Origin of the sequence: Bacillus cereus group sp. BceL062, from assembly GCF_051780025.1 — a bacterium.
In the GTDB taxonomy this organism is placed as follows: Bacteria; Bacillota; Bacilli; order Bacillales; family Bacillaceae_G; genus Bacillus_A; species Bacillus_A toyonensis.
Genome location: NZ_JBPWGY010000019.1, coordinates 1 through 12,463 on the forward strand (window position 1 = coordinate 1; position 12,463 = coordinate 12,463).

The window sequence follows — 12,463 nt, forward strand, 5'->3', positions numbered from 1 at the left end:
TTGCGTTGGTACTTCTGTCTGGATTTCTTCATATACTTCCATATCGTTTGGAACTTCTTCTAGTGGTATTTCTTGTTCTGGTACCTCTGTTTGGATTTCTTCATATGCTTCCATATCAGTTGGAACCTCTTCTAATGGCATTTCTTGTTCTGGTATCTCTGTTTGGATTTCTTCATGTACTTCTATATCAGTCGGAATTTCTTCATATGCCTCTATATCAGCTGGCATTTCTTCTCCTGTTGGGATTTCCTCATCTTGTAAAGATACAAGCTCTGGTTGAACGTCTATTTCTGATTCTTCTACCTCTGTTCCTTCTTGTTGTCCTTCCATTTCTTGTTCTAATGCTTCTTTATCTAAGCTGATAAGGTCTTGTTGCACTGGCGCCTCTTCCTCACCTGGTAACGTTTGTTCTTTTCCTTCCTCTCCTTGCTGTGGTAAATTCCCGTCTTTATCACGATCCTGTAAGGAAATAAGGTTTCCTTTCTTTTGATTCTCTTCTTTTTCATGTTCCATTTGATTATTTGGTAAATCATTCGGTATATTCGCTTGCACTAATGGGTTGGCTTTTGTCTTTTCGTCGTCTGTCCCTGCATTTTCTAACTGGCCGCCTGCCGCCGCTAATTCAGCCGCGCTGTTAAAATGTGCTCCCATTTTGTCTCCAATATAAGACATTGTATTTCCAGCGTACTCTTTTCCTTTATCTACAAAGTTTTCAGTCATAAGAGATATATTTGTGACTGTCTCATACACGCCACGTGCTCGACTAAAGGCCGCAACAATATTTCCTCTAAACAGGTAGCAAAGAACAAAAACAAGAATTTGGAAAATCATTGTAGATACATACCCTGCAACGCCCGCTTCTGGTAATACGTATAGTAGTTCTGCTATCGTAAAGATGATGACAAGCATAACAGACATAAAGATTTTTAATGCCAATGGTCGAATCCATTGTGAAGCCCAGCTTTCAATTACTCTGCGGTGTCCTGGCAATAAAGCCACCGCCATGACGATTGGTGAGATAATACTCATGACAAGGAACCATAATTGAAATGCTACAATCAGTAAACAAAACGCGATTACTGGAACACCTGCGAATGTATTCACGACATAATACATGATTGTAAATACAAGGCGCTCTCCTACAGAAGAGATAACCATCATTTGGTTTCCATTCTTCACTTCATCTTGAACTTTATTTTCTCTATCTTTTCCAGGTGCCTGTGCTAACAGTTCATCCACCCTTTTAGCACCCAACTTTTCTTTTGAATCTTCCCCGTACTGTAAAAATAAATATGGTCGTTCAACTAACAAATCCCAAATTTGCTTTTTCACTGAAAAGATTGCGTCTGCTTTAGAACGTCCTGGATCACCCGCAACTGTTCCCGTTGCTTTCGCTAATACTGTTACACTAATTTCAGAACTAATCGTATTCGCACTCTTTAAAATTGTACTTGCGTTCCCGATGTAAGTAACAATAAAAGCAATGACTAATACTGTTTTTACTAACTCACTTAAACCTTTTGAGGGCTGGCGTTTAATAAAGAAGATATACCCTGCATAACAAGCCGATAATACACAAGCAATGCCAATAATTGCTGGGAATAGTCCAGAAGATAAAAATCCGCCTTTTCCAATACCAGCAATATTTTGCATAGCCGCTCCTAATTTATCCGCTACCGCATCTACAATATCTAGGTTCAACGCTTGATCTACTAAAAAGATGGTCAATTGACCAAGAATCACATTTAACTGAAAGGCCATATTCGCAAACCATTGACAAGTTGTATACAACATCCTTTGTAAGTCTTTACCTACACTATCATCACCAAATAAGTACCCACCAACTTTTTCAAATACGTTTTTTTCATCTTCTTTTGGTTGATACGTATCAATCTCATAATATTTACCTTTGTAAATTCCATCTGTGTACCCACTAAATAGATTTTCAGAGATTCGCGCCCCTTTTTGTTCCTGTTTTTCTTCCTTTTTTGTATCTTCCGCTAGGGCCACATGGGACCCTAACGGTAGTAAGAAGAATACAAGAATCATACAAATAGAGAAAAGTTTTTTCATTCCTTTTGCCCCCATTTATGAATATGAACTGGCTTTATACTCCCCACAATAGACTCTAAATTATTATGTCTATCCCAGTTCCATTCGTAATTTTTCCATTTCTCGTCCTTTTTATCTTTTACCATTTTCAACTTCATTCCCATTTGAGCATTTTCTACAGGATCAAAGTATTTCACACGATAGTAATATTCATTTTCGTTTTCCTTTAAATCATATCGATATAAGTCGTATCGTTCCTTCATACCTTGACTTTTATTTGGATTTCTAACTTCATTATTCATAAAATCATATTTTTCATATTGAAGTTCATTTAATTTTTTTGAATCCATTTCAATATAAGCCTTTACATAATCCATAGCGGCCTTATCTGCTTCTTTCATATCTCGTTCTTTTTGAATCTCTTGTTGATTTGCATTGCTTTTCGTTTCATTCGAGCAACCCGCAACACCCGTTACCATTAACATTCCTGCTACACATAATCCAGATAACATACGTAATTTTTTCATTGTTCCATCCTCCATATACAGATAATTTAGAATACTCTTATCTGTATTGTAATACGAATTACGCCAATTGTTGTGCGCGTTCTTCGTCTGTTTTCGTAGAGGAATCAAATGCAGTCTTTAATTCTTGGAAAACAGGATCAATTTCTACAACCGCTGTGCGGCCGAAAATATCCTGGAACAACGCTTCGCCGCGTCTAAGTTGGCGTAGCATTAAGATATTTTCTTCTGTGACCGGTAAGTTATAGTAACGCAACATTTCTTCCGCTTCCTTATCGTATTTCAGTGCAAAACAGAACTTCATACCTACATTTGCAACCTCTTTGTTTTCAGATTGATAATCGGATGCGTTTTGTGTTCCTAAATACAATCCGATATTGTGATAACGTCCTTCTCGAATGATTTTGTCAGAAGACGCCGCACCCTCTTTATTTTTCAAAATACTTGATGCCTCATCTTGTAGGTATACTTTGAAAATACTACGGTCGGAATGCATTAAGGATTTACCAAATGCCGCTAATGCAATTAAGATACTACGAGATAATTTGTCTGTAACACTTTCATTCTTTTCCTCTGATTTCGGAATGCGTAAATGTTGAATTTGTAATACTTGTAATGGGCGTTCTAGGCTTAATACGCGGTAATCTTGACCTGGTCTACCAAACAATAAATCTCCTAGCTGGATGCCTTCTAAGGTTGCTAAACGATTTGTAAGAGCGTTTAACCGTTCTAATTCAGTTGGCAATAAGTTAGGTTCTTTCTTCATTTCCACTAGCTCTTTACGAACCAAAGTTAAACATGCATCTTCTTTTTCCGCCACTCGTTCAATAGCTTTATATAAATAGTCATATCTGATATCCTCTAAACCTACATCCGATAGGAACGTCAAAATTTCAAGTGCTAAACTCTTCGCATCTTCTATCGTTGCACTGATTCGAAATGGGTCTAAACAGCCCGCATCTTCTTTATTCTTCCCAAGCGTCCATACTTGCAAGGTATCCTCATTGAACCCTGGTAATAATTCGGGCCACCTTGTTCTGTCGCCCTTAGGATCAATGATAAATGCTCTTCCGCCACTCATAACAATCCAGAAAGCGAGTAAGTTCATCAAGAAGGATTTTCCTTTCCCTGTTTGCCCCGCAAACATAACCGATAAACTCTCAAATGCTGTCACAATGTTATCTAATGCTTTCGCGGCTAGTTCGGGACGAACAAAAACAGGACGATTTAATTTCTTTGTCTTTCCAATGTAAAACCCTTGATTGTCGCCAATTTGTGTTGTGGCCCCGAACATTCCCATTGCAAGTACACCTGGCTCCACAAACAATTTGAAGTCGGTATTATAACGTTTAGAACCTGGTAAGAACTCATAGAAGTATGCTAACTGTTCTCCAAATGGATTGACCAATTCAATTTTCATTTTGCGATATTCTGTAATGAGCGTATTTACACGTGATTTTAATGTTTTTTCATCTTCGGCATACACGCAAAACAGTACACTTAATTCATATCCAGGTGCTCCCGTTGTTTCAAATCGATCTTTTACAATTTTGACGCCTCTTGCTTTACGATCAATTGTTAAATCTGTTGTGCGACCACCTACCATCGCTTGTTGGCGTTGATCGTTTAATTCCAGTTCACTGTTCGAAAGTTTTTGGGTAACCATCTGGTTTTCTAAATGATACGCTCGAATACTCATTTCAACAGGAAACTTTAATGAATGAGATTGAATGCGATAAATCCACTCTCCACCAGGAAAAGCCGATATTTCGGGCATATCTTTCACCGCAAGAAAAGCAACATGAGAGGTTTCCATTTCCCCTTCTTCATTTTGTCTTTCGAGTATCAGAGAGCGCCCTGGGCTTTCATCAATCACCGTATCCGTTAAGTGCACCATTTCTTGTAAATCTGGCCGACGTACTTTTACCGCCTTTCCTTCTTCATTTTTCAAGGTAACTGTAGAACCTACTTTCCAGTTTTGATCCCGATTCAGTTCTTTCATGCCACGTTTGAAGTTATGATGGAATAAAAAGCGCGTTGTTGACGGTTTCGCACGTCTTGTATTATGAAAGGCCCCTCTAACCTGGCTAAATAACACGTCTTCTACTTCTAAATAATTTTCAATTTCCTCTTCTAAAATATCCGTCACATTCATACCCGATATGTTTTGGGCTGTCTCTGCAAATCCTTCTCTAACCTTCTTCATAAACTTCCATGTTTCTACGACAGGATTACGAATTTGTCTTTCTTTCTGTTCCATATTCAGTTGTACTAAAACGAAAAAGCGATATTCCATGTTCTCTTTCGCAATGGCCGCATTTCGTAAGTATTCTTTTACCTTTTTAAAAAGAAAGCGTCCTGTTGGGGCCATTGGCCCTTTTAAAGTGGAAATATGTTCATCCAGAATTTCATCTGAATTTGTTGTACGAGGAATCACAAGCAAGTGGATATCATATTCTTGATGGGTAAATAGAGCGAGTTGATTGCGATAATATACTTTTTTTGTACTTTCGTCTTGATGATCGTATTCAAATCCGTCTACTTCATACACTGCGGATACTTTTCCGTCTGTACTAAACGCTAAATTCTTTTCAACGTGCTTTAATGGTGGTCTGTTCATCTTTTTCAACATATTCAACTTCCTCCTTTTGGGGTAAAAATGTTACATCATAAGCGTGTATGTCGTTCTCTTCTTCACTGAATGAATGTACGATTGGTAAATCTTTGACGTCATGTTGTACACATACATGACCATAAAACACATGTTTTTTAAGTTTGGGTACATTCACCAAGCGACTACTTTGATGCTTCCGTAAACGAAATGTGATCCAGGACCGAACAAAAGAGAAAAGTGATTTTCCATCCGTTTTATATTTATCTGCTCCCCATACGAGGAAAAGAGGAATCACACCATAATACATGAGCCAAACTTGATCGATCATATCCCCAAATATCCATTTAAAGGGAGGAAGGAAGCGGAAGGCTACAAGCCCCGCTTCTACCGCCGCAAAATAACCAAGTGCCCTCCATGTAACCGCACGCGGAAGACGATACCCCATAATTTCGTACTGTCTTCGCATATAGTTCATATAGCTTCCGAAACAATAGACAATGATAGATTTTGATTCTTTTTCTTTCATGTAGCCCTCTTCCTTTCCATCCCTTACTTAGACGCCAAACAATCCGCCTAACCACGTTCCGATTGTTTTTAATGCATCTGGTTTGTTAATGAAGAATACAACAATCCCGCCGCCAACAATTAACGTAATCGCTTTTCCCCATGCGCGCTTTGCCGCTACGATCAAGATAACAATGATAAACGCACAATATAACGCGTATGTTCCTTGTGTCTTCATCATTTCGAAAAATCCTTCTAACCCGATTCCTAACACAAAATGATTTATATTGAACATATACATGCCCCTCTCCTATTTTGTTTTTAAGTCTGTTACGATCCATTGCTTTCCATCTTGTTTTACAAACAACGTATAACTTGTTTTCATTTTCGATTCAGAATGTGGATCAATCATAGACACCTCTGTTTGTACCTCATATGTGCCTTTTGTTTTTCCTGGATAAATCTTCGAGGAAAGTACATTTTCAAATTTCATGGCTCCTTCTAACCCTTTAATATCTGTATTGGCCAAAACATACGCGAGCTCTTTTTGTGTTGCGGTCGTATAGGATTTAAAAAAGGTTGGCAAAAATTCTCGAATGTCTTCTTTTACAGTGATTTCATGAATTTCCTCTCGTTCTTTTCCTTCTTTTTCTTCTGGTACTTCTGCTTTTTCATTCACCTTGACAATTTGAGGGAATCCACTAATCACAAAAGCCTTTCCATCTGATTGAACAGGAACTGACACTTGCTGGGTCACCTCCTTATCCTCTGGTCCGCTATTATCTGCTTTCATGCGACTTAATTTGTATTTCACTTTAAAAATTACGTTTGCTTCTTTATCTGTGACCTCATCTACCTTTAATACAGTTGCATATAGAAAATTTGAATCCCATTGCATACTTACGAAATCTAAACCAACTTGTGGATCAAATGTTTTCGGTATATAAGGCTGTAAGCGCTCTGAACGCTTCTTCTTTCCCTCATCCCCTCTTTGCCACGTAAAGTATTCCTTTGCAAATCCGCGCGCAAATTCAATCGCTTCTGGACGCGAGGCAAGGTTTTGTTTTTGTGTGACTTCCTTTGGAGTGGTACTGGCCTTTGCTTGTGTATCTCCCTTTCCTTTTACTACGGTTGTGACGGATACAATTAGCATCCAACAAAACAGGAGCCAAAAGGCCCATTTTCCAATTAAGCGGCCTTTATAAGAAGGAATTCTTGTGGCTTTCCTTGCCTTCCCTTGTTTACTTTCAAATGTTTTTGCAAACCACTGTTTCACCTTTTGAAACATATTTATCCCCCCTTCAATTTCGGTACTGGCGTAAAGATCGTTCGTAGCAATCACAAGCAAATGACGCCATGCCAACCGCTGTTGATTCATCTTGTATTTCATTTCTTGCATAATTGATAAAATTGTTGAGTTTCGTTTGACTGCCTGTGATATATGGAAATCTAGCATGAACCACATACCGTTTGTCTTCATCCCTCCCCACTTCAAAGGACGTTCCATCTGTAGCCCGAAACCCCCTTACAAACTCCAAACCTTCCAATATATCCATTGTCATCCCCCCTTATGATCGACCATCTTCCATATTCCCACTACCACCAGGAAGAGAAGTAACACGCCTTCCCATCCTTGCGTATAGTAAATTTCCACCACTTTACTTTTTACCACTTCCCAGGCTTCTCTCGATCCTGGTACTCTTTCAAATAACCAATCTGAAAAAACAATTAACAGAAAAATACTGGCGCTTATCGATAAAATAAACCGAAACACATTCTTAGAACCTCACTTTCTCTGTTGGATTTTGAATATTCCGATAAATATTCCCGAATGGGTCTTGTAATATATCTTGGAACAGTGTGATATACACTGGAATTTCTGGACTACTTATCCCTTTTAAGTAGCGAATCAATTCTTTTTCCCTACTTTCACTACCTGCGACAAATACTAGGCGCCATATCGGTATTTCATATCCCATACCAGCATGTATCCGATAGTCTGCCTTTTTTCCTTCTTGCGTCATGAAGTCGTTATAACGGATAATCTTTTTTTCTAATACTTCTTTTGATCCGTAAGAACGTTCCATTTCCATGAATACACCGATGTTTTTATCGATTGCTTCTTTTAATCCAATTACCGCAACCCCATCTGGGCGTATAACGCGATTTTTTCCTTTTGCATATTGAAACGTTGCCCGCGGTTCATTAATCCATTCCTTTAGTTCCAACTTTCCTTCTCGTTTAGATATTAATGTCATGGCACATTCAATTTTCGCTAACATTAAACTGTGATACACAAAGGATGCTGAACGTTTGGACCAACTATTTTTCCAATGCACTTCCCCTCGAAACCCACGAACCATCTCGACTCCTTCTGGTGTTAACGTATAAATTCGTTGTGGTTTCGCAAATTTTCGTTTCTGATTTCGTGGTGAGGTAACAGGTAAATACTCGTAACGGATATAGCCCGCTTGCTCTAGCTTATATAAACGATTTGTTACAGATTTTTTTGTATAATCTGCATACACCTTTTGATGAATGTACTCAATATCCAAGTAGATGTGTGTATGCAAACTCATGAGTAGTTGTTCATCTGAAATTTGAAATAAAATGTTTCCCATGCCCCTTACTCCTTTTCCCACATGTCGAAAATGCTCACTTCTTCTTGTGGTGTATCCTCTTTTATTTCTACGTTTTCTGTTTCAATTGATACTGTTTGTTCTTTTTCGATTGTTATAACAGGCTCTTTTACTGGCTTATCTTCTTTCTTTACTTCTATTGTTGTCGTAGCTTGTTTTCGGAATGGGATAATTTGCGCTTGATGTGTGAGTTCGACTTGCTGTGTTTCCGAAACAGGTTCTTTCATTTCTTCATTGGAAGACAATTTTTCTTCTAATTCATCTAGCCCCGATGTCACAACAGGTTCTTCTTTGGTTAAATTGACTTTTTCGGCTTGTTGATACTTGCCTTTTCCATATAGAAACTCATCAATTTCCTTGTCGATTTCTAATCCTGCTTTCCCATTTTGTTGCTCTAAAGAATGAATCTTTGCTCTGGTCCATTCATTTGATGCATGAATTTCTTTTTCGTTTTTATAATTCGCCGCTTTTCCATTTGGTAGATATCGGTCTAATGGTGGAACTCGTATGGTACACCATACATTTTTTGCTTCACCTCTGATATAATCTTGTGTTTGAATCGCTACAACTAAGTTAGGAAGGTTTTGCAAATACTCTGTACGGAATTGCTTTTGCATAATGCCTTCTAACGTTTTTGCGGAATTATGACCTTGCCTACATACAAAGTAATTTCCGCCCGCCTCTGTTAACATGTCTGTAAGCTCTCTGTCTAACTGTCCCGAAACTTGCTGTGTAATAACCCACAATCCAAATCCATGCTTCCGATCCTTCGCAATAATTTTCGGAAGAACGGGTACTGGCACGTCATGAGCTTCATCTATAACTCCTAAATGTAGTTTTGAGCCATGCGGCCGCTGTTGGGCGATACGGTGATATTGATTACAAATGTAACCGACTGTAAGTAATGTATCTTCTTTTCCCATGCCTGCTAAATCATAAAAGATAAGGTGCCCTTCATCCATCCACTTCCGAATTTCTAAGGAAAAGCCTGTTTGCCCATACATACGCTTTAAATACAGCGTATTACGGAAGATATCTAATCGATTTAAAATCGCTTGTGTGCTGTCTTCTAATGCGCTTCCTACTTCATATTTCCAAAAGTGAGAGTAATATTTTTGTTCTGGTCCTTGTAAATTGGCGATTACATTTGCTCGAAACAGTTCATCACTAATGAAGAGTGGGATACTTAAAATGGTATGAATTTGACTCTTATCACAAAGCAACGTCCCAATAATTGCCCTTAGTAATCGTTCTGTTTGTTGTGCTTGCCCTTGAATCATTAACTTAATCATTTCCATAATGGATTCAACCACTGTTTGGATATCTTCATTTGGAAAACGATGAAACAAATTCAAAGCTGGCGGATGATCTGTGTTTCGAAAACGGATAAAGTGAACCTTACTCCAATCCACTTCTTTCCCATCCTTTTCCGCTTTCAATAGTCGATTCATTGCTACATATGCCAAATCTTCTGTCGGATCAAATAGAGACAATCCGCCCGCTTCATTCGGATTTTCTAGCCACTTATCAATAACACTTTGCATTAACCTCATGGCAATGGTACTTTTACCAGACCCAACTTTCCCTGTAATGTAGCCATGATTTTTGAAAAAGTCTTCTCGAATTTTTACTAATCGATCCTTGATATAGGGATGCATCACATGACCAATTGAAATGCCTTCGGCCAATAAATCATCTGGTATCATGTTTTCCCCTTTATCTAGATACAAGATGTTTCGCTCTGTCTTGCTGTTTTTATCACCCGTTACATTCGGAAGATGGAACAAGTTTAATAGCTCTGATCCCGTCCAAATCATTTTTCCGTATACGGGATGTGGTACAGCTGGCATACTGCGTCTAAACCTTCTGTATCTAAGCTCATTCACATCGGCCATAATACTTGCCACCATATGTCCTAAGTTCTTAATAACAGGTACACCAGGATAGTGGTCACTTGCAAATGAAATAGATACTTGAAACGCCACTTCATTTTTTGCAAACCGTTTATTTAATGCGCGAATTTCTTCTTTTTCAAAGGCATCTAGCCCATGTTTTTTCTTCTTTCGAATGGCCTTTTCTGCTTTTCGAATCCCTTTTGTCAGCTGATACCCGTTATCTGGTGTAAAAGCAATATCAATCCATGTCTTTTCTTCCATTGCGCTTCCTAACATCGGTAATACATCACGTGTATAGCGTGCTAGTGATAATGTGGCATCTAGCCGCTTTCTCTTTAATACCATCCGTCCTCCTACCGCTTTTCTTGTTGGAAATGGCATTTCTTCCTTTGGGACGGTATAAATTTCACTGTGGGTATAGGCGCTTTGTATGGCTTGCACAACCTGTTTGATCTTATCCTCTGGACCACCTACATAAAAGCGAACACGCTCATTTTCTCCCTCTGGACGATACATCGTCATGCGGTACCAATCACGACCTTTTAACAGACGTTCTAAAGGCTTTCGACCCGAACCATGTACATGCCGAATCATTTGCCCTAGCTTATCTGGTGTAACTTCATCATCTATGTGAGGAATGAATAATGCATATCGATACCGCTTCTTTTCTAGGTATAAATAGATGCCATGTAAGACAATTCGTATGACAATTCCTAACAGGATCAATAAGGCAATCCCACGAAACACACCGACTACAGTTGGCACCAGCTTCATTAATTCTGTAAGGATTTTTTCTTTAGAAAACCAGACAAATGCGACAGCTCCTATACCTAAAAGCATTTTCCAGTTCTTTTCTATGAAGTTTTCAATTTCTTTGTCGAGCTTGCTGTGCGCCACTTCTTCACTTCCTTTCTATCCTTGAAATGGCCTTATGCAAGGGCGAATCGTTTTTCATGATGCTTTTGTGTTCGTTCTTCTGCGGCTAGTTGAATCAAAATTTGAGGTTGCATGATCCCGTTTTGAGGTTGATTAATTTGATCTAAGAGTGTTTTATAGTTGAAGAGTTCTTGCTTTACTTGTTCGATATCTAATTCACCATTTACCGTTACTTGTTCTTTCCAGAACGTTTCCCAGCATTCTTGACGATTTTGATACACTTGTTTTCCCATCTTGCTTCCTCCTTTTAAGTGGGGAGGATATTCAGTGAAAGAATGTCCCCCCATGAATATTATGATTTACGCGCTTTTTTATAAGGGGCTAGCGTGACTAAGAGGGAAGAGAAAATCATGCTCTTCCCCATTCTTCCCGTCCATTCTTTTGTACGATTATTTGTTGAAGGTGTATGTGTTGTATGTGGAACTCTACCAATATAAAAACCACGTTTACTTTGCATGTGCTTAATTGGTTTCATAAGAAACCCCCCTGTATTGTTTTATCATTCTATATCGTTAAACAGAAATATTGTATAGTTTTAAGCGATGAGTGGGTCTAATTCTAAATACACATCAAATTTTTGTAATAACTCTTCTGGTATCGCTTGAAAACTCACAAAAACTCTTACATTCAGTTCCTCTAGTTCTTCTAAAAGGTTTGTGAATCCCTCTGGATTGTTAGAATATAACCTTAATCCTTCATCTATGATAACGACATCCGATTGTTTGCATGTTTCTATTTCGGTTGTGCTTGGAAAAGAATCTTTTGATGTAAAAGTGATAATTTGAGCACCCATTTTTTCGTATTCTTTATACTCTCCATCCCCATCTAAGACAGTCGCTTGTTGATTATCCGCCATGACAAGGGTAAGAAGTTGCTTCATCAAACCTGTTTTTCCTTTTCCTGTACCACCTCGTACCAGGATATTTCTATTTTCTTCTCCAAATACAAATTGAGGATTCATTTTGTTCCCTTCATTCTCTATGAAAATGGAATTTGACTTACTCATGTCATACCATTTTGGTTTTATAAATGCTGGGGTTTGTGCACTTCTTCCAATAAATGTTCCACACATAGCAATCTCACCTTTCCATTCGTATCAGTCTTTTATAAAGCTACTAAATCTAATTCCTCTAAATCTGTTGAAAGAATCTTAATTTCTTGTTGGTGCTCTTGAAACAGAACATGTTGGATATTTTTTCGCAACTGAAACCCATCTTCCACCAATGCAAGTAAATATGATTTCGTATATTTCCTATCATTGATTTGATAATGTACATCAAATATGCACATGATCCCGCC

Annotated in this window: 13 protein-coding genes; all 13 read right to left on the reverse strand. The window is 38.3% G+C overall.

The window, feature by feature from the left end; translation table 11 throughout:
- The coding region (locus ACS2MN_RS28735) for a CD3337/EF1877 family mobilome membrane protein (protein WP_438894816.1) at positions 1-2,073 on the reverse strand (2,073 nt) is incomplete at its 3' end.
- Complete coding sequence (locus ACS2MN_RS28740) at positions 2,070-2,579, reverse strand: hypothetical protein (protein WP_086387821.1); 510 nt, start codon at positions 2,577-2,579, stop codon at positions 2,070-2,072. The genes ACS2MN_RS28735 and ACS2MN_RS28740, both read right to left, overlap by 4 nt.
- Positions 2,580-2,637: 58 nt before the next feature.
- Complete coding sequence (locus tag ACS2MN_RS28745; RefSeq protein ID WP_098023112.1) at positions 2,638-5,208, reverse strand: ATP-binding protein; 2,571 nt, start codon at positions 5,206-5,208, stop codon at positions 2,638-2,640.
- Positions 5,168-5,716: a TcpE family conjugal transfer membrane protein gene (locus ACS2MN_RS28750; protein ID WP_000659657.1), complete on the reverse strand. Its 549-nt coding sequence runs from the start codon at positions 5,714-5,716 to the stop codon at positions 5,168-5,170. The genes ACS2MN_RS28745 and ACS2MN_RS28750 overlap by 41 nt, the downstream gene beginning before the upstream one ends.
- A gap of 27 nt (positions 5,717-5,743) precedes the next feature.
- Positions 5,744-5,995, reverse strand: coding sequence for a TcpD family membrane protein (locus ACS2MN_RS28755; RefSeq protein WP_000281809.1), 252 nt, complete (start codon positions 5,993-5,995; stop codon positions 5,744-5,746).
- Positions 5,996-6,004: 9 nt separating this feature from the next.
- The gene (locus tag ACS2MN_RS28760; RefSeq protein ID WP_438894817.1) at positions 6,005-6,982 is read right to left on the reverse strand and encodes a conjugal transfer protein; all 978 of its coding nucleotides are present in this window, start codon (positions 6,980-6,982) and stop codon (positions 6,005-6,007) included.
- A gap of 13 nt (positions 6,983-6,995) precedes the next feature.
- Positions 6,996-7,250: a hypothetical protein gene (locus ACS2MN_RS28765; RefSeq protein ID WP_086387855.1), complete on the reverse strand. Its 255-nt coding sequence runs from the start codon at positions 7,248-7,250 to the stop codon at positions 6,996-6,998.
- Positions 7,251-7,472: 222 nt separating this feature from the next.
- The gene (locus tag ACS2MN_RS28770; protein WP_062821398.1) at positions 7,473-8,315 is read right to left on the reverse strand and encodes a replication-relaxation family protein; all 843 of its coding nucleotides are present in this window, start codon (positions 8,313-8,315) and stop codon (positions 7,473-7,475) included.
- A 5-nt stretch (positions 8,316-8,320) separates the two neighbouring features.
- Entirely contained in the window at positions 8,321-11,125 is a 2,805-nt protein-coding gene (locus tag ACS2MN_RS28775) for an ATP-binding protein (protein ID WP_438894818.1), read from the reverse strand.
- Positions 11,126-11,157: 32 nt separating this feature from the next.
- Positions 11,158-11,397, reverse strand: coding sequence for a hypothetical protein (locus tag ACS2MN_RS28780; protein ID WP_325097636.1), 240 nt, complete (start codon positions 11,395-11,397; stop codon positions 11,158-11,160).
- Between the two features lie 59 nt (positions 11,398-11,456).
- Complete coding sequence (locus ACS2MN_RS28785; protein ID WP_438894819.1) at positions 11,457-11,639, reverse strand: hypothetical protein; 183 nt, start codon at positions 11,637-11,639, stop codon at positions 11,457-11,459.
- Positions 11,640-11,699: 60 nt separating this feature from the next.
- On the reverse strand, positions 11,700-12,236 hold the full coding sequence (locus tag ACS2MN_RS28790; protein WP_135278102.1) for a type IV secretion system DNA-binding domain-containing protein: 537 nt from the start codon (positions 12,234-12,236) through the stop codon (positions 11,700-11,702).
- Between the two features lie 32 nt (positions 12,237-12,268).
- Positions 12,269-12,454, reverse strand: a complete 186-nt coding sequence (locus ACS2MN_RS28795) for a hypothetical protein (RefSeq protein WP_000334854.1) — start codon at positions 12,452-12,454, stop codon at positions 12,269-12,271.
- Between the last annotated feature and the right edge of the window lie 9 nt (positions 12,455-12,463).

Coding starts and splice junctions, on each gene's coding strand:
- ACS2MN_RS28740 (WP_086387821.1), bottom strand. CDS start 2,579: ATGAAAAAATTACGTATGTTATCTGGATTATGTGTAGCAGGAATGTTA.
- ACS2MN_RS28745 (WP_098023112.1), bottom strand. CDS start 5,208: ATGTTGAAAAAGATGAACAGACCACCATTAAAGCACGTTGAAAAGAAT.
- ACS2MN_RS28750 (WP_000659657.1), bottom strand. CDS start 5,716: ATGAAAGAAAAAGAATCAAAATCTATCATTGTCTATTGTTTCGGAAGC.
- ACS2MN_RS28755 (WP_000281809.1), bottom strand. CDS start 5,995: ATGTATATGTTCAATATAAATCATTTTGTGTTAGGAATCGGGTTAGAA.
- ACS2MN_RS28760 (WP_438894817.1), bottom strand. CDS start 6,982: ATGTTTCAAAAGGTGAAACAGTGGTTTGCAAAAACATTTGAAAGTAAA.
- ACS2MN_RS28765 (WP_086387855.1), bottom strand. CDS start 7,250: ATGGATATATTGGAAGGTTTGGAGTTTGTAAGGGGGTTTCGGGCTACA.
- ACS2MN_RS28770 (WP_062821398.1), bottom strand. CDS start 8,315: ATGGGAAACATTTTATTTCAAATTTCAGATGAACAACTACTCATGAGT.
- ACS2MN_RS28780 (WP_325097636.1), bottom strand. CDS start 11,397: ATGGGAAAACAAGTGTATCAAAATCGTCAAGAATGCTGGGAAACGTTC.
- ACS2MN_RS28785 (WP_438894819.1), bottom strand. CDS start 11,639: ATGAAACCAATTAAGCACATGCAAAGTAAACGTGGTTTTTATATTGGT.
- ACS2MN_RS28790 (WP_135278102.1), bottom strand. CDS start 12,236: ATGTGTGGAACATTTATTGGAAGAAGTGCACAAACCCCAGCATTTATA.
- ACS2MN_RS28795 (WP_000334854.1), bottom strand. CDS start 12,454: ATGTGCATATTTGATGTACATTATCAAATCAATGATAGGAAATATACG.